Genomic DNA, 16,308 nt, shown 5'->3' with positions numbered 1-16,308 from the left:
TCCTTTGCAAAAATTCCGCGCATTGTAGTGCAAAATTTTAAATTTTTACTTTTTCAAATAGCGTTTATTGTCGATCGTCACGATATTTCCCATTTTATCTAGGTATTCGAGGTAGCAGATGACGAATTTTCTGCTAAGTCCCAGCTCCTCTTTGGCGTTAGTGACGTTTACGAAGCCATCTTTTTCGATGATTGCGTAGAGGCGTTTGATCGCTAGGGCTAAATTTTCAGCCTCGACGAAGAGATTGTGCGCGAGACGGACGACCTTTTTGGCGTAGGTTAGCTTCTTTAACGCGTCATCGCCACTTTCGCGGTCGATCTCTAGCTCGTCGTAAATGTTATACGGTGCAAGCGGCGCGATGCCGCCCTTTTTGATGAGATCAAAAATTTTACTCTCCAGGCTCTGTTTGAGCGCGTCAAAATCCACTCCCGATTTTACGTAAACTCCGCCCTTTTTGGAGACGATGCCGCTCCGCTCAAGCTCGCTAAGAGCGCGCGCGGCAAGATCTTCGCTGGCCCACGATAGCTTTAGGGCGATCGAGGCGGGCGAAAAGATCGCGTAGTCGTTTTTTGAGACGATAAATTTTATGAGGCTTTTCACGTCCTCGATCGCGCTTAGATCGTAAACGCATAAATTTGCTTCGTCAAAATACGTCCCTTCTATGCCGCGCGCGATCTTTACCGCTTCGTCGTACTCCATTCCGAAGCGCTGATACGCCGAAAATAGCCCGAATCCATGCTTGTGAAAGAGACTTAAAATTTTAAACGCTTCGGTGAAATTTCGCTTCAAAAGCGCGGTTAGAAGCACGGCTTTGCTCTGCTTTTTTAGCGGCTCGACCACGGCGTTTAGCACGCGCCCGCCGCCGATTACGCGCGAGTTTGCCAAGCATACGAAGGGCTCGCCGAATTTTAAAAACATCGTTTTGTCAAATTTAAAGCTTATTAGCTTCTCGCCGCTAGGAAGCTCCTTTAAAATGAGCGCTTTTGCCGCGCTTTGCTTACTTCCGACGCAAAACAGTACGTCTTGATTATGCGAAATTTCGCCGCTAAAGGTGCAGTCGGCTTCATTAAAGCCGCGGAAAAAGCCCTTTTTGCTTAGGATTTGCCCCTTTTGCAGCTCGCTCGTTTTGGCGTCCAGGCTCAGCGCGACGCGGTTTGGAGCCTGTGCTAGCGGCGTGTCCTCGTCGTGGATCTGCACGCTTTTGACGTTAAAAGCTTTACCCAGATCGCAGTTATAAAGCTTTTCGCCCTTTGAAATCGTGCCGTTAATGAGGCTGCCCGTTACGATGGTGCCGAGCCCCTTAAGCGAAAAGACGCGGTCGATGTAGTAATGCACCACACCACCTCCTTGGCGCTGCGCGGGCTTGATATTAAAGAGATAGTTTTTCAGCTCGGCGATGCTTGCGGGATCTTTTATGCTGATAAAAAAGGTGTTTAAAATTTGCAAATCCTTAAATTTACCGATGTATTCCTTGCACTGCGCCGCAACCTCCGCCTTGCGCGCGTCGCCCACCAGATCGCACTTGCTGATACACAAGATCACGCTTTTTACCCCAAGCAGCGATAAAATTTGAATATGCTCTTTGCTTTGCGGCATTAGCCCGTCGTCTGCGGCGACTACCAGCATCGCAGCGTCAAAAGCATACGCGCCGCTAATCATCGTCTTTACTAGATTTTCATGCCCTGGAACGTCGATGAAAGCGACGTTGGTGTCTCCCGAGCGCAGATGCGAAAAGCTAAGATCGATCGTGATGCCGCGCTGCTTTTCGCTCGGCATTCGGTCCCCCTCAAAGCCGTTTAGCGCCTTGATTAACGCGGTTTTTCCGTGATCGATATGGCCTGCGGTCCCGATGATTACGCTATTCATAAATTTCTCCGATCTTCTTTATTAAATCTTGCAAGTCGCTTTTTAAAATCGATCTGAAATCGAGCAAAAATCTGTCCTGCTCGATCCGTCCGATTATACCCTCAGCGCGAAATTTTGCCTGCGTGCTCTGCGGATCTGCGCCGTCAAGTATCGCAAGCGCGACGCTAGGGTAGGAGGCGCCGGGCATCGTGCCGCCGCCTACGAAGGTGGTAGTAGGCACGATCTGCGATTTTACGCTGATGCGCGATTGCACTAACTCCGCTCGCTCACGCAGCTCATCCAGGCTAAGATGGATCTGATCTATCGTCGTGATGAGGTGAAATTCTTTATTTATATAAGCCTTGATCGTCTCGGCAAGCAGGCTTAGCGTGATCTTGTCCACGCGCAGCATTCGCAGTAGCTGGTTTTTACGCAGGCGAGCGATGAGCTCGCGATCTCCTAGGATGATGCCGCACTGCACGGAGCCGAAAAGCTTGTCGCCGCTAAAGCTAAGCAGCCGCACGCCGCTTTTTAAAAGCTCAAAAATAGAGGGCTCGCTTTTGCCGAGCCTAAATCCCAGCTCGCTTGCATAGCCGCTTCCAAGATCGTAGTAATCGATGATCTCGTTAAAGCTTTCCTCTTTTTTCATGCTAAATTTTGCAGGGCAAATTTTAGAAGCTTTAGCGGAAATTTCGCCCGTGCTGTCTTTATGAAAACACTCGTTATTTGTGGACGGCTCGTCGCTTTTTAAATTTAAAGAATTTGCAGAAGCTGCAGCTAAGCTTAAACCATTCGCCGCGGAATTTAAAATTTCGCCCGTCGTATCCGACGAGCCGCCGCAAAGATCCGCTAAATTTTTAAAGCTTGCCGCTCTAAGCGTTAAAAATTCCTCTTTTTTGCGCGTCGCTTTTCGCGCCAAAGCCGCAACTTCCGTAGCGCTTACGCTAGAGCTGAAGCCTGAAATTTTAAAATTTGAGCGGTGCACCTTCATCAAGATCACCGTGTTTTCATTGATCGCCTCTTCGTAATCTTCCGGCTTGGTTTTGTTCGTAGTGCCGATCTCCACAAGCTTTGCGCCCGAGTTTGCCATCACTTCGCTTACTCGAAAGCTCCCTCCGATCTCGACTAGCTCGCCGCGGCTTACCACGACTTCGCGTCCGCGCGCGAAGGTATTTAGCACCAAAAATACCGCCGCAGCGTTGTTATTGACCACGAGCGCGTCCTGCGCGCCGAAGAGCTCGCTGCACAAAAGCGCTATATAGTCGTATCTGTTGCCGCGCGCGCCCTCGGATAGGTCGTATTCTAAATTTGAATACGAGGTGACGATCTTTTGCGCGCGGGCTAAAATTTCGGCACTGATGACGCTGCGGCCGAAGTTTGTGTGTAGCACGACGCCGGTTGCGTTGATGAGCGGTTTGAGGTTTAGATTTTGAAATTTTTCGTAGCGCGATTTGATGCGTGCGATGATCTCGCTTTCGCTTGCGACCGCGCCTCCTTGTAGCGCCTTTTCGCGCTCCTGTCGGATGAGCTCTTGCGCGATTTTGATGATTTGCGGGCGGAGGCAGTTTTGAAACTCTCGCGCGTTTGCGATTTTGTCGATTTTAGGTAGTTTGATTCGTTGCATTGCGACCCCGATGCCTTAAAATTTAGGCGATTTTATCATTTAAAGCTTTGATTTTGCTTTATCTATAGAATTATTAATTTAAATTCGATTTACTTTAAGCGCAGAATTTAAAAGCTGTTTAGAAAATAAGAGTAAAACCCGCCTAATTATCAATTTAGGATAGATTATGAAAGAACATGGATTTTACGCCGCGGGGCTAAAGGATGTCGTCTTAAGCGACGATATCGAAATTTGCGGCGATGAAGAGGGGGCGAAAAATGAGGAATTTATCGTTGCGAATTCGCCGAAATTAAAAGCACAAATTTATGCGCCCGAGATAAATTTTTATATAGGAAATTCCGTAGATGAGCCGCTACAAATCGCTAAAAACGTAGATATTTTGTATCGCGCCAAAGATATCGCCTTTGACGGTGCGCTAGATAGCGACTATCAAAAGCCCATCGGCAAAAACGTAATTCTCGCCTGTGATGAGCCGCGAGAGGAGCTTGTGGGGCTACTTAGGCGGCATGGATTTAAGGTGATCGCGTTAAGCAGGGCCGAGATAAAGTTCGTCTACGGCGAGATTGGCGATCTTGCGGTTACGATTTTAAGCGAGCGGGATGAGGTTGAGACCGAGGCGGATTTTTTCTTGATTAGCGGCGCAGCGCCCTATCAGCTACGACAAAGCGGCTGCTACGAGATCTCGGGGCTAAAAGACGATGAAATTTTAGAAATTTTAAATTCCAAAAGCCCGGTTTATCATTATAAGAATTCCACGATCTTCGATCCCGCGATCTGCCAGTATCAGGGCAGGCGAAATGAGCTGTGCGCAAAATGCGTCGAAGTCTGCCCCACAGTGGCGATTTTGAAAAACGACGAAAAGCGCGAGCTAGTATTTTCGCACATCGACTGCGTCGGTTGCGGCGCGTGCGTGAGCGTCTGCCCTAGCGGCGCGCTGAAATTTGCCAAGCTGCCCCAAAGAGTATTTGGCGAGATCGCAAAGCTCTATGCAGGCAAAATTCCGCTTCTCATCGCAGAGAGCGAAATCGCATCCGCACCTGCAGTGCAGCTTCCGTGCGGCGTGCTGCCGTTTGGAATTTTTGGAAGCAAGCAAATAGATGAGGTAAATTTGCTAAGCGCTATGCAGGAAAGCGGCTCGAGCGTGATCGTTTACGGCGCAGACGTGGGCGAGGGCACGCGCGAGGCGGCGGAGCTCATCAATGGAATTTCGCGCGCGATCTACGGCAAGGACGCGGTATTTTTAGCGCGAAATTTAACCGAGCTGCAAGAGGTGCTAAAGTGGGCGCAAAGCTCTCAGTCCTGGGCGTTTAGCTTAAACGAACAGGGTCTTAGCAAGAAAGAAATTTTTTCCAAACGCGTAAGCGCGATGGTTGGCGAGGGCAGCTTCGGCGCTGTAAAAAGCGGAGAGTTGCTAAAATTTGGCAAAGTAAACATAAACGAAGCAAGCTGCACGCTATGCCTTAGCTGCGTGGGCGCCTGTAATACCGGTGCGCTGTATGCCGACAATAGCGACAATTCGATTAAGCTCAACGCTTCGCTTTGCACGACGTGCAACTACTGCGTGTTAAGCTGCGCCGAAAAGGATACGATCGAGCTTCAGCCTTGCGGCGTGGAGCTTGAGCCGGGATTTTTTAATTACAAAATGCTAGCCAAAGATGAGCTTTTTAAGTGCATCGAGTGCGGTAAGGAATTTGCGACGAGCAAAGCCGTGATGAAGATCGCGGAGATGATGGGCGCGCATTTTGCAAACGAGCCTGAAAAGATGAAGACACTTTTTTGCTGCGGCGATTGTAAAGCGAAAATAATGATAAAAAAACAGATAGAAGATGCTAGAAAAGGGGCAATGTAATGGATGCGAATCTACTTCAAGCAAGAAGCTACTACTACGAATTTTTTGCAATTCCGTTTTTTTTCTATGAAACAGATACGAAATTTAAGTGCTGGCAGCAGCAGCTGGAGTTTTTGCGCAGCTCACCCATCGTGCCTAGTGATGAGGCGGAATTTCAAAATTTAGCGAAATTCGACTTTGCGGCGTTTAAAAGCGAGCAAAATTCCGTGCTTTTTGATTTTTCATACGCCAATGTGCCGATGAGTGCGAGCTTCTACGACGAGGGACGCGACGATGGACGTATGCGTGTCGCGGTAATCGACGTGCTAAAAAAGAGTAAATTTCGTCGCAATATGGAGCTTTGCAAGGAGTGCGAGGATTATGTGGGATTTATTTTTTACCTGCATTCGACTCTGCTGCGCGACGCGGCTGCAAAATACAGCGCAGTTTTAAACGGACAAAATTCCGTGGCAAACGAGCAAAATTTTACGAATAGCGCGAGCTTGACGGTGCAAGACGGAAAAAATTCTGTAGATTCGCATGGCAGTAAAAATTTTACAGGCCCGCAGGATGGTAAAAATACTGCGAGCGCGCAATACGCTAAAAATTTCATCGGTGCGCAAGACGGCGAAACGCTGGCGTTAGAGCTTTTTACGAATGTCACCAACAGCTTTGTGGATGAGTTTAGCGAGCTTTTGTGCGGGCATGTGCGGGCGGATTTTTTCAAATCATTAGGCGCATTAATGAGAAGCTTTTTTGCGCTAGAACGCTCGCTTTTAGCGCTTGCCGCTCCGCAAAAGAAAGATCGCAGCGTCGTTAAAGAAGCGATCAAAAAAGGCGGCTATCAAAATAAATTTACCAATCCGGAAGATATTTTTAATCTGGATTTATAAATAAAATTTTTAACGGAAATCTTAACGCGAAAGCAGAATTTCGGTTAAATTTTAAACTTGCAAACTCTAGTTTTGCGAGTAGTTTTTTAGTTAGAACTTTATATTTTTAATTTTAAATAAAATTTAAAAAGTAACTTAAAATTTAATTTCCATCTCACTGCCTTTTCGTTATAATTCATTAGACTTAAATCCTGTAACAGGCGTTACTACAATAAAAGATTTAAAGCGATTTCTTCACAAAGGAAAACCATGGAGAACAAACGCAGGGATTTTCTTAAAAAATCTCTAAAAATCGGCGCAGTAGGTGCCGTGGGCGTTGCCGCGTCTCAGGCTCTAGCGAAAAGCGAGCAGGACTATGGCGATACCGTTCGTGGCAAATCACCGAAAAAAGAGGTGCTTTACTGGGAGAGTGAAGCGTGGAAAAAATACTATAAAGTAGCTTACTAGGAGAATTTTCATGAGTGAGAATGCGATCGGAAGGAGATCGTTTTTGAAACTCGCCGCTTTAGGAGCGAGCAGCGTAGCTGCGTTTGGCGAAAATAATACGCTAAGAGCTGCTACTGAGCAAGAGATCAAAAACCCATTTCCAGGTTCCGTTATGAAGCGAACGATATGTTCGATCTGTTCCGTAGGCTGTGGTATCGAGGCTCAAGTGGATGAGAGCACCAATACCTGGATTCGCCAAGATATGGCAGTAGATCACCCGATCTCGCAGGGCAGTCACTGCTGTAAGGGAATCGATCAAATCGATCTAACCAAATCTAAAATGCGTCTTAAATATCCGCTCAAAAAGGTTGGCGGCAAGTGGGAGCGCATAAGTTGGGAGCAAGCCGTTAACGAAATCGGCGATAAAATGCTTCAAGTCCGCAAAGAGGACGGTCCAGATAGTGTGGTATTTCTGGGTTCGGCTAAATTTTGCAACGAGCAGGCATATTATTTTAGAAAATTTGCAGCCTTCTGGGGTACGAACAGCAACGACCACGTAGCCAGAATTTGACATAGCGCAACAGTCGCCGGTGTGGCGAATACTTGGGGTTATGGAGCTATGACAAATCACGTAGGTGATATGGCGAAAAATTCTAAAATGATCCTTTTCATAGGTGCGAATTCTGCGGTTGCAAATCCAGTGGGAGCTATGAAGCACGCTCTTCAGGCTCGTGATAGAAACGGCGCGAAAATCGTTGTAGTTGATCCAAATTTTACTAGAACTGCAGCTAAGGCCGATATGTATATTAGAATTCGTCCGGGAACCGATATAGCGTTTGTGTACGGAATGCTGCATCTAATCTTTAAAAACGGCTGGGAAGATAAGGAGCTAATAAAAACCAGAACCTACGCTGTAGAGGAGATTAGAGCCGAAGCTGAGAAGTGGGATCCTAAAGAGGTAGCCAATGTCACCGGCTGCAAAGAAGAGGAGCTGATAGAATTTACGAGGATGTTCGCTACCACAAAGCCCGCTACTTTATGCTGGGCTCTAGGCATTACGCAGCACTCGATCGGAAGTTCTAATACTAGAATTTTGGCTCTTTTGCAGCTCATACTAGGCAATATGGGCAAGCCGGGCGGTGGCTGCAACATCCTTCGAGGCCATGATAATGTTCAGGGCGCTACCGATATGTGCAATCTCTCCGATAGCTTACCTGCGTATTACGGACTAGCCGATAACGCTTGGAAGCACTTCTGCAAGGGCTGGGGCGTAGATTACGAGCAGTTTATTAAAAGATTTGCCGTCTCTACTAAGCAGCCGCACGAAAAGCAGGGTGAAAAAGTGCCTGGTACGAATTTTACCGAGTATTTCCACTACGATCCGAGCATCGAGCAAGATGTGATAAACTGGCGCAACGAAAAGGGCTTTTCGCTATCTAAATGGTGGCAGGGTGTTTTGAAAAATGAGCCCGTTTTAAGTAGTGGCAATGTCCGCGTTCTTTGGGTGCAAGGCACAGGAATTACTTCTATGGCTCACGTTCGAGAGACTCAAGAAGCATTAGGTAAGATCGATATGCTGGTAGTCGCCGAGCCGTTCTTAAACGAAGTAGCGATTCTAAACGATAGACCGGATGGAATTTATGTTTTGCCGGTAGCTACGCAGTTTGAGAGCGAAGGCCATCTAAGCGCTACAAACCGCAGCGGCCAGTGGAGAACTCAGATTGTTAAGCCTCTATTTGAGAGCAAAGAGGATCAGGAGGTAATGTTTTTATTCGCGAAAAAATTCGGCTTTTACGACGAATACGTTCGCGGCATGAAGATGGGCATCGTTGATGGCGAGCTTAAGCAGGTTAAAGACGATTTTGTTTGGCCTGACGACGCTACCGATGAGATCGCACGCAATACTCAAAGTATTGGAAATAACGGACGCACCGCAGCTAGATTTCGCAGACAGCAGAAAAACTGGCATCTATTTGATCCCGATACCCTGCGCGGCATAGGCGGCGAAGTAGAGGGCGAATACTACGGACTTCCATGGCCTTGCTGGGATACGCAACACCCGGGCACGCCGATTCTTTACGACGTAACTAAGCCTTATGCCGACGGCGGTATGGGATTTAGAAACCGCTTCGGCTTAGAGCACGACGGCGTTTCGCAGCTAGCCGACGAGAGCATTACACTTCCGGGATCAAAAATTCAAGGCGGTCATGCGGAGATTACAAAAGCAAATATCGAACAGGTTTTAGGCATTACGCTAAGCGAGGATGAAAAAGCCAAGATGGGGCCTACGTGGAGTACCGATTATAGTGGCATTATCGCTAAAAAATGCCGCGAGTTTGGAATTTGTCCTTGCGGAAACGCAAGAGCAAGAGCGAAGGTTTGGCAGTTTGCGGATCAAATTCCAAAGCATCGCGAACCGATCCACTCGCCTAGATGGGATTTGGTGGAGAAATATCCGACCTTTGCGGATCAAAAACGAAATTTCCGCGTATTTACTAGATTTATCTCCGAGCAGAAAAAGCAGGATTGGAGCAAGGACTTCCCTACTATCGTAAGCTCGCTAAGGCTCGTAAATTTAAGCGGTGCGGGCATGATCGAGCGCACGAGCAAGTATCTTTCGGCGATTACTCCGGAGATGTTCGCGCACGTAAATCCTAAGCTTGCCGCTGATAAAGGTATCAAAGATGGCGAGATGATGTGGATTCATTCGCCGCAAGGCACGAAGATCAAAGTCAAGTGCATCTATTCGCACGCCGTAACGCCTGATCGTATTGTTATGCCGTATAACTTCGCGGGAATTTTCCAGGGCGAGGATCTAAGCGACCGCTATCCTGAGGGCACTAAGCCATATATCAGAGGCGAGAGCTCAAATACGATTACGAACTACGGCTTTGACATAAATACGCAAATTTCGGAATTTAACGCCGGTCTTTGCAGACTAGAAAGAGCATAAGGAGATAAAATGCCGGCAAGATTAAAATTTTACGTCGATGTCGAGCGTTGCATCGCTTGCTATGGTTGCCAGGTAGCCTGCAGCTCGGCGCACGAGGTTCCCGTGCAGATCAATAGGCGCAAGGTTATCACTTTAAACGAGGGCATAGAGGGGCAGGAGGTTTCAAGCTCTATTGCTTGCCAGCACTGCACCGATGCGCCTTGCGCGCAGGTTTGCCCGGTTCAATGCTTCTATATCAGAACCGACGGCGTCGTTTTACATGACAAAGATAAATGTATCGGCTGCGGATACTGCCTCTATGCGTGTCCGTTCGGCGCTCCGCAATTCCCTAGAGACGGGGCTTTCGGTATCAAAGGTGCGATGGATAAGTGCACTATGTGCGCGGGTGGACCGGAGCCTACGTTTTCGCACGAGGAACTGCATAAATACGGTCAAAACCGCATCGCAGAGGGCAAGGTTCCGATGTGTGCGGCGATCTGTTGCACGAACGCTCTAATCGTGGGCGACGCGAGCAGAGTTTCGGAGGTTTATCGCAAGCGCGTACTTACGCGCGGCGTGAGCCTATAAGATTGTGGAATTTTAAACTCCTCCGGTTTTAAAATTCCGTCTCTTTTCGCAGAAATTTCAACCGAGCGACGGCTTTAAATTTAGCGGTCGCTCGGCGCGAAATTTTATTAAAAAATTCTGAACCTACCCATTTGCCACTAGATTATTTCAAAAAATCGCTTCTTGCTGACATTAAAATTTTAAATTTATGCTACAATCACTCAAATTTAGGATTTGAAATCTTAAGCGAAAGGATCCGTCTTGAAAAATAAAATTTCACTTTTTTTGGTCATTTCGGCGTTTTTGATTTTTACGGGCTGCTCTAAAAATGTGCCCGTAAATAGCGGTATCGTGCGCACTTCCGAGCCGCTTCACATTATGGAATTTCCGCAGGATAAGCTCATAAGCGTAAATTTCACCAATACCTCGACGACGGATTCAAATTTAACCCAAGTAGTGATCCAGCATCTGCGTGCGGACGGATTTAAAGTCGTAAATAAAGGCGCGGCGAACGTCCAAATCGGCGGCAATCTAAACTACTTCCGCAAGGCGGATTTTTCGCGCAGATCGTGGGATAATCCAAGATTTAGCTTTGGTATGGGATTTGGCAGATATTACAGATATACGGGCGTGGGCGTAGGCTGGGGGATGCCGTTCGGTTATGATCCTTGGGACGACGACGATTATTACAGAGACTACTTCTACGACTCGCAGATCAGCCTCTACATAAGCGTTAAAAACAAGGGCGCGTGGAAGGATTACGTAACTAATCTTAACTACCAAAGCATCAAAAATCCGGGCTCTAAAGACTCGGTAATGGATGCGCTAAATTTTAAAATTTACGAATATATAAGACAACTGATTAAGCAGGGAAGATGATAGTAAAAGAGAATAAAAAGCCCGTAGCTATGACGCTGGCGGGATCGGCGATTTTGGCGCTCGCTAGCGGATATTGCTACCACGCGGGCTTTGGCGGCGCGGCGCTTTTTGCTTCCGTAGTCGCGGCGCTTTGCGCGTTTTTTTGCGCGCTCAGACTCGGCGCTAAAAATTATTTGCAGATCGGCGAGGACGCCCTTACTATCGTGCGTGGCGCGAATTATGAGAGCTTCGAATACAAAGATATCGCAAATTTAGGCACCAAAACCTTCGTCGCAGGCAGAAACAAAACGGAGCTTTTAAATTTTGTATTCAAAAAGGCGCCGCAGGCGCAGGACCGCTTTAATTTTTTGCGATTTTATAGCGACACGGAGGCCACACTGCCGGGCTCATTTGAAATTTCGATCTACGAGCTGAGTAAAATTTTGCGCGAGAAAGCGGGTCTTTCGCAAAGCCCTGAGGAAGAACAAACCGCTTTAAAAACTCGCAAGGGCGCCAAGGGCTCTAAAAAAAGCGCGAGTAACGCTAAAAATTTTAAAGCTAAAAACCTCCGCGATGAAAATTCCGATACGCAAAATTCCTACGGCGCACAAAATTTAGGCGCGGAGAATTCCTATGCCGTGCAGAATTCCATCGCACAAAATTCTAATGGCGCCGTTGATTCAAACGGCGCGCAGAATTTGAAGGGCGCTTCAAATTTAAACGAACAAAGCTCGGCCGCGCCGAATGATGCCGCTTCCTCAAATAGCGCCGTCGCAGGCGAAAATTTCATAGGCGCCGAGAATTCCGCGCCTAAAATTCTCGCGGGCGATAATGAGCCTGACGCTGCGCCCGAAAGTGCGGCGGTAGACGGCTCCGATACTGCCGATACCGCGATGCAAAGCTCCGCCTGCGAAAGTAAAAACAAGTAGAGGCGCGGTCTTGAACTCCTTGCCGATCGGAATTTTATTGCAAGGAGCCGCGCTGATGCTCTCGCTCATCGTCGCGATCGGCGCGCAAAACATCTTCGTCATCTCCCAAGGTCTTGCGAAAAACCACGTCGCAGCGGTTTGCATGGTTTGCGCGCTAAGCGATGCCATATTTACGGGCATAGGGATATTTTTAATCGGCGGCGCCCTTAAGCAAGGCTCGCTTCTTACCCAAATTTTAGGCATAGGCGGGATCATATTTCTGCTCTGCTACGCGCTAAGCTCGTTTTTTAGCGCCTACAAGGGCTCGCATTTTGCTAAGATCCAAAACTCGGCAAATAGCCCGCTGGCGCCCGTCGTAGCCAAAGCCCTTGCGGTGACGCTTCTAAATCCGCACGTGTATTTAGACACCGTCGTGGTCGTGGGCTCGCTGGGCGCTACGATTGCGGATCCGCAAAAGTCGTGGTTTTACGCGGGAGTTATGTTTGTATCGTTTGCGTGGTTTTTCGGCTTGGGCTACGGTTCAGGGGCGCTTTCGAAGCTTTTTGCAAGCAGCAGAGCATGGCGCATAATCGACGCGCTCGTGGGAGTTTTGATGCTGTATATGGCGTATCTGATCGCGAAGTTTGTCTTTAAAATTTAAAATTTAACGCTAAAATTCCGCATTCTTGATAAAGGATCTATGATGAAAATTGAAATTGAAAGCGGGCTCGAACTAAAAGAGGCCTTGTGGCGCGTAGAGAAAGCTCTGCGACTGGTGACCGACAAGGACGGCAAAATCACATCGAGCGCGACGCTTTACGTGGGCAAACATTCGCTTTTAAATTTACTCGATACTGACCAGATCGAAAATATCCAAAATGCCTATGCGCGCGCCAGAACGGAATTTCGCGCGGAGATGCTGGGCGTACTGGAGGGCTTTTTATCGCAAGAGGACGCCGAGAAAAACGCCGAATACGCGCTATTTAATCAGCTCTACCAGATGGCGATGACCGCGGGCAGGAAGAGCGATATCTTTATCCACGTCCAAGGCATCAGTGAAAACGAGGTCGTGCTGCGCGTATATCAGCGCTTTGAGCTTGACGACGGCGTGATAATCTACTACGCAGGCGGCGAGTTTAGCTACACTCTGGATGAAAATTTCGGTAAAATTTATCGCTACGAAATCTGATTTTGGCGGTACGGCGCGAGATCGATGCCGATTCGATCGTAAATATCGCACTGCGCTATGTTTTGTATTAGGTATTAGCATCATACCTGATATTGTTTTAGGGGCTTTTCTACATGGGTATCACATAGAGGATATGTGACTAACCGATAGTGTCGTGTTTGGCGCCGCAAATTTTAAATGAATTAAAATTTATAAAATCTAATATCAAATAAAACCTAGTTTGTGCGCTTTCGAATAAAATTTTAAAGTTGAGCTTTATAAAATCCTCTCCGCCGTTTGATTTTGATCAAAGCTTTTTCATCTCGGCCTCTATCTCGCTTTGTAGGCATTTTGTATGCTCATGGCCGCTTTTTTCTAAAATTTTATTCGCGATCTTAAAGGCTTTTTCGTAGTTTTTCAGAACCTCCGTTTTATTGCCGAGTCCCGCCAGATCGCCCGCCATCAGCGCATAGTACTTCGCTCGCAGCAAATTTACGCTATCAGCGTCGAAAACCTCTTTGTAAATTCTAAACGCGACGGCGTGTTTTACGTATGCGCCGTCAAAATCGCCCATTTATAGAGCGTATCGCCGAGCCCAGCGTAGCAGCTCATCAGATCTTTTTGCATCTTCTCGCCGCCTAGCTTGTAGCATCTTCTCGCCAAGCCGAAATTCGCTATCGCCTCGTCGTATCGCCCAAGAGCTGCCTGCGCGCTAGCTATGCCGTGATAGGGTTTTGCTAGCGCTTTATGCTCTTTGCCAAGTCCTTTTTGTAAAATTTTTAGCGAGCGTTCGTAGGCCTCAAGCGCCTTTTGCGGCTCGCCTGCAAACATAAAAAAGCTGCCCGAGTTGTTTAATGCTATAATCGTGCTCTCATGCTCTTCGCCGTACTCAGCCAGGCAAATTTGCGCCGCCTTTTCGCCCGCTAGCGCAGTAGCCGTGGCGTTGCGGTCGCGCTTGATAAACTCTTCGACACTAAGCTCTATCGCCTCTTCGCAGCTCGTTCCAAGTAGCCAAATCGGAAAACAAAAAAGTAAAGTTTTACACATAAGATTCATTTGAGATTTTCAGTCTTTTTTATAGCAAATTTAGGCAACTATGGTAACTAAAACCAAAAAAATTTATACTATTAAAGGCAACACAACAGCATAATTTATCTTTTACTATTCAAAGAATGAATAACCATTGGCGATATGGGCTGTTCCGTTTTTATCTATCTCAATCTCCTTTAACAATATTTCGGAGCGATGACAAATTTGTCTTTTAGCAGATATATTAATCTTGGGATAAATATAATATTTTCTTGAAATACCATCCAAATCAAGCTCGGTAAAACAGTCGATATAAAAGTAATTTTTATAGCAATTCAATAAATATTCCAAAAAAAGCTTTGAAGATTTTAATTGTAAAACGGCTTTATCCATGTATTCAATACTTGGTTTAATTTCACAAAAACATATTCTCAAACTATCTTTTAAATTCAAAAAAACTATAAAATCACAATGCGAATCGGTTGAAACACCATCTCCTTTAAAAAACTTAATAGTATGAGTTTTCTCTTTTTGTCGCAGTATTAAAACATCGTCCTTATTTTTAAATGTAAAATTTATTTCTTTAATGGGACTTTCTTTTTTTTTCCTCTATTATTTTGAATAAATTCCCGTGAGGTTTAATTTTTAAATCATCACAAATAGCTTCCCAAAAATCTTTTAAATTTTTATTTGTCATTTTTGTTACTCTCTAAAAGTGCAGCAAAAATTAAGCTTTGATTTTCATTTTGTGTATCTATTGGAGAATCGAAAGTATTCATAAAAATTCCTTGTTCATTGATATCAACACTACTCAAAATATTTTTACCTTTTTTATTCTCTGCCAAATATGCTTTTACTTTTTGATGGTTAATTTTGTACTCTTTTGTATAGCCTTTATTTTTAAATTTATCTATCTGGTTGTCAGTTAAACTTCCAAGCATTATACAATTACTTATTTCACGAACAATATAATCACTATGGGTTGTGATAAACACTTTTATACCTGCATTTGCAAGTAATACCAAAAGTCTAGCGACTAAAATCTGATTATTCGGATGTAGATTTAATTCAGGCTCATCAATCATAAGGATGTCTTTCTTGCTAGCCGTATTAAGAATATAGAAATTTAGCATCAAAAGAGATCTAACGGAGCTAGAAGCTATCTCTATATTGTAACCTTTTCTTGATTTTTTAGGTTGAAATAAAATTCCTATATCCGTAACCTTATATTTACCTCCAACTAAATTGCTTAATACCTTTAGGATTTCTTGATTCTTACTATTGTCCTCTTTAAAACAACTATCTTTTTTAGATAGTTGTTTTAAGCTTCTTATAAAATTAATATTATCTCTAACCGGCTTTGGGTATAGTTGTTTTTTTTCATCTAATATTTCAAATACATCAACATCTTCATCTCTTGCCATTCTTTTTAAAGTTTCCAATTTTGCTATTTTTGTAAAGTCAAGTTCTTCTTGAAAAATTGATGCTCCAGTCCTTTCAACGCTCAAAATAAAATTATTTCTTAAAATTATATGTAGTAAAGCGTCAGATAAAAGATTCATGTAGTCAGCAATATATCTTTTACCTATAATACTATTTATGGGTTTTATTATAAGTCCATCATCATATAAAATATGTTCAAATCTTCTTTTTGCTCTTACCAATAAATTATCTGATATTAAAAATACATTAATGGCGTCTTTTATTTCATCCATTGAAATTGAGATTTCAACATTAAATTCTAAATTTGCAAAGTCATCTTCTTTTCCAGCCATAACTCCAATTAAAAAATATTCTTCGTACATTTTTGACTTTCTTAACATATGCTTTTGTAATCGTTCTTTGATTTTATTATATGTAAGTTTTATTTCTTGTACATCATCATATTCTACATTATCAGAAATATCCCCTCTAGCTCTATAATAAGGTACCTCTCGTATATTGCGCATATAGTCTAAATAGCCATACAAACTGTAAGTAGCGTAAGTTTTGCCTGTATTATTTTCACCGCATATAATAGTCAGGTCACCTACCTCAAAATTTGCCTCATCAAGCATTCCAACATTTTTCAGGCTTACTTTCATCAATAATCCTTTGAAAATTTTTAAATTTATAATTATTTAAACGGGATTGTATCTAAAAAAAGATAAAATCAAAGGAAATTTAAAGGAGCTTAAATGTCAAATATCTTAATCATAGGCGCGGGCGGCGTGAGCCAAGTCGCGACCGT

The 16,308-nt window shown here is 45.0% G+C and carries 15 protein-coding genes; 9 read left to right on the top strand and 6 right to left on the bottom strand.

Annotated elements, in window-relative coordinates; translation table 11 throughout:
* Positions 1-45 precede the first annotated feature (45 nt).
* Complete coding sequence (gene selB / locus Q0224_RS04565) at positions 46-1,866, bottom strand: selenocysteine-specific translation elongation factor (protein WP_297949469.1); 1,821 nt, start codon at positions 1,864-1,866, stop codon at positions 46-48.
* Positions 1,859-3,469 carry an L-seryl-tRNA(Sec) selenium transferase gene (gene selA, locus Q0224_RS04560; RefSeq protein ID WP_297949467.1) on the bottom strand — a complete coding sequence of 537 codons (1,611 nt, stop codon included), beginning with the start codon at positions 3,467-3,469 and terminating at the stop codon, positions 1,859-1,861. The genes selB and selA overlap by 8 nt, the downstream gene beginning before the upstream one ends.
* Before the next feature lie 166 nt (positions 3,470-3,635).
* Here selA and Q0224_RS04555 point away from each other — a divergent pair, with 166 nt between their 5' ends.
* The 9 genes from Q0224_RS04555 (at position 3,636) to Q0224_RS04515 (ending at position 13,070) form a co-directional block, all read left to right on the top strand.
* Positions 3,636-5,318, top strand: a complete 1,683-nt coding sequence (locus Q0224_RS04555) for a 4Fe-4S dicluster domain-containing protein (protein WP_297949465.1) — start codon at positions 3,636-3,638, stop codon at positions 5,316-5,318.
* Entirely contained in the window at positions 5,318-6,190 is an 873-nt protein-coding gene (locus Q0224_RS04550; protein ID WP_297949464.1) for a molecular chaperone TorD family protein, read from the top strand. The genes Q0224_RS04555 and Q0224_RS04550 overlap by 1 nt, the downstream gene beginning before the upstream one ends.
* A 249-nt stretch (positions 6,191-6,439) precedes the next feature.
* The gene (locus Q0224_RS04545) at positions 6,440-6,637 is read left to right on the top strand and encodes a twin-arginine translocation signal domain-containing protein (protein ID WP_005871103.1); all 198 of its coding nucleotides are present in this window, start codon (positions 6,440-6,442) and stop codon (positions 6,635-6,637) included.
* A gap of 10 nt (positions 6,638-6,647) precedes the next feature.
* Positions 6,648-9,569, top strand: a complete 2,922-nt coding sequence (locus Q0224_RS04540; protein WP_297949462.1) for a formate dehydrogenase subunit alpha — start codon at positions 6,648-6,650, stop codon at positions 9,567-9,569.
* 9 nt (positions 9,570-9,578) lie between these two features.
* Positions 9,579-10,136, top strand: coding sequence for a formate dehydrogenase FDH3 subunit beta (gene fdh3B / locus Q0224_RS04535; protein ID WP_005871109.1), 558 nt, complete (start codon positions 9,579-9,581; stop codon positions 10,134-10,136).
* Positions 10,137-10,376: 240 nt separating this feature from the next.
* The gene (locus Q0224_RS04530) at positions 10,377-10,994 is read left to right on the top strand and encodes a hypothetical protein (RefSeq protein WP_005871112.1); all 618 of its coding nucleotides are present in this window, start codon (positions 10,377-10,379) and stop codon (positions 10,992-10,994) included.
* Positions 10,991-11,902, top strand: a complete 912-nt coding sequence (locus Q0224_RS04525) for a hypothetical protein (RefSeq protein WP_297949460.1) — start codon at positions 10,991-10,993, stop codon at positions 11,900-11,902. Before Q0224_RS04530 ends, Q0224_RS04525 begins: the two co-directional genes overlap by 4 nt.
* Before the next feature lie 10 nt (positions 11,903-11,912).
* Positions 11,913-12,542 carry a LysE family transporter gene (locus Q0224_RS04520; protein WP_297949458.1) on the top strand — a complete coding sequence of 210 codons (630 nt, stop codon included), beginning with the start codon at positions 11,913-11,915 and terminating at the stop codon, positions 12,540-12,542.
* A 42-nt stretch (positions 12,543-12,584) separates the two neighbouring features.
* Positions 12,585-13,070 carry a hypothetical protein gene (locus tag Q0224_RS04515; protein WP_297949456.1) on the top strand — a complete coding sequence of 162 codons (486 nt, stop codon included), beginning with the start codon at positions 12,585-12,587 and terminating at the stop codon, positions 13,068-13,070.
* A 286-nt stretch (positions 13,071-13,356) separates the two neighbouring features.
* On the opposite strand, the gene Q0224_RS04510 is transcribed toward Q0224_RS04515, so the two are convergent.
* The 4 genes from Q0224_RS04510 to Q0224_RS04495 all read right to left on the bottom strand — a co-directional run bounded on the left by Q0224_RS04510 (position 13,357) and on the right by Q0224_RS04495 (position 16,162).
* Positions 13,357-13,623: a hypothetical protein gene (locus Q0224_RS04510; protein ID WP_297949454.1), complete on the bottom strand. Its 267-nt coding sequence runs from the start codon at positions 13,621-13,623 to the stop codon at positions 13,357-13,359.
* Complete coding sequence (locus tag Q0224_RS04505) at positions 13,596-14,096, bottom strand: tetratricopeptide repeat protein (RefSeq protein WP_297949452.1); 501 nt, start codon at positions 14,094-14,096, stop codon at positions 13,596-13,598. The genes Q0224_RS04510 and Q0224_RS04505 overlap by 28 nt, the downstream gene beginning before the upstream one ends.
* A 114-nt stretch (positions 14,097-14,210) precedes the next feature.
* On the bottom strand, positions 14,211-14,471 hold the full coding sequence (locus Q0224_RS04500) for a hypothetical protein (RefSeq protein WP_297949450.1): 261 nt from the start codon (positions 14,469-14,471) through the stop codon (positions 14,211-14,213).
* Positions 14,472-14,764: 293 nt separating this feature from the next.
* Positions 14,765-16,162 carry an AAA family ATPase gene (locus tag Q0224_RS04495; RefSeq protein ID WP_297949448.1) on the bottom strand — a complete coding sequence of 466 codons (1,398 nt, stop codon included), beginning with the start codon at positions 16,160-16,162 and terminating at the stop codon, positions 14,765-14,767.
* Between the last annotated feature and the right edge of the window lie 146 nt (positions 16,163-16,308).

Source organism: uncultured Campylobacter sp., from assembly GCF_938002845.1.
Classification (GTDB): domain Bacteria; phylum Campylobacterota; class Campylobacteria; order Campylobacterales; family Campylobacteraceae; genus Campylobacter_B.
Note: the sequence above shows the minus strand (reverse complement) of the source record. Positions and strands in the feature narration are given on the sequence as shown.

Bases quoted from the DNA above. Each gene is read 5' to 3' on its own strand.
- selB (WP_297949469.1), bottom strand. From the start codon at position 1,866: ATGAATAGCGTAATCATCGGGACCGCAGGCCATATCGATCACGGAAAA.
- selA (WP_297949467.1), bottom strand. From the start codon at position 3,469: ATGCAACGAATCAAACTACCTAAAATCGACAAAATCGCAAACGCGCGA.
- Q0224_RS04555 (WP_297949465.1), top strand. From the start codon at position 3,636: ATGAAAGAACATGGATTTTACGCCGCGGGGCTAAAGGATGTCGTCTTA.
- Q0224_RS04550 (WP_297949464.1), top strand. From the start codon at position 5,318: ATGGATGCGAATCTACTTCAAGCAAGAAGCTACTACTACGAATTTTTT.
- Q0224_RS04545 (WP_005871103.1), top strand. From the start codon at position 6,440: ATGGAGAACAAACGCAGGGATTTTCTTAAAAAATCTCTAAAAATCGGC.
- fdh3B (WP_005871109.1), top strand. From the start codon at position 9,579: ATGCCGGCAAGATTAAAATTTTACGTCGATGTCGAGCGTTGCATCGCT.
- Q0224_RS04525 (WP_297949460.1), top strand. From the start codon at position 10,991: ATGATAGTAAAAGAGAATAAAAAGCCCGTAGCTATGACGCTGGCGGGA.
- Q0224_RS04515 (WP_297949456.1), top strand. From the start codon at position 12,585: ATGAAAATTGAAATTGAAAGCGGGCTCGAACTAAAAGAGGCCTTGTGG.
- Q0224_RS04510 (WP_297949454.1), bottom strand. From the start codon at position 13,623: ATGGGCGATTTTGACGGCGCATACGTAAAACACGCCGTCGCGTTTAGA.
- Q0224_RS04505 (WP_297949452.1), bottom strand. From the start codon at position 14,096: ATGTGTAAAACTTTACTTTTTTGTTTTCCGATTTGGCTACTTGGAACG.
- Q0224_RS04500 (WP_297949450.1), bottom strand. From the start codon at position 14,471: ATGGATAAAGCCGTTTTACAATTAAAATCTTCAAAGCTTTTTTTGGAA.
- Q0224_RS04495 (WP_297949448.1), bottom strand. From the start codon at position 16,162: ATGAAAGTAAGCCTGAAAAATGTTGGAATGCTTGATGAGGCAAATTTT.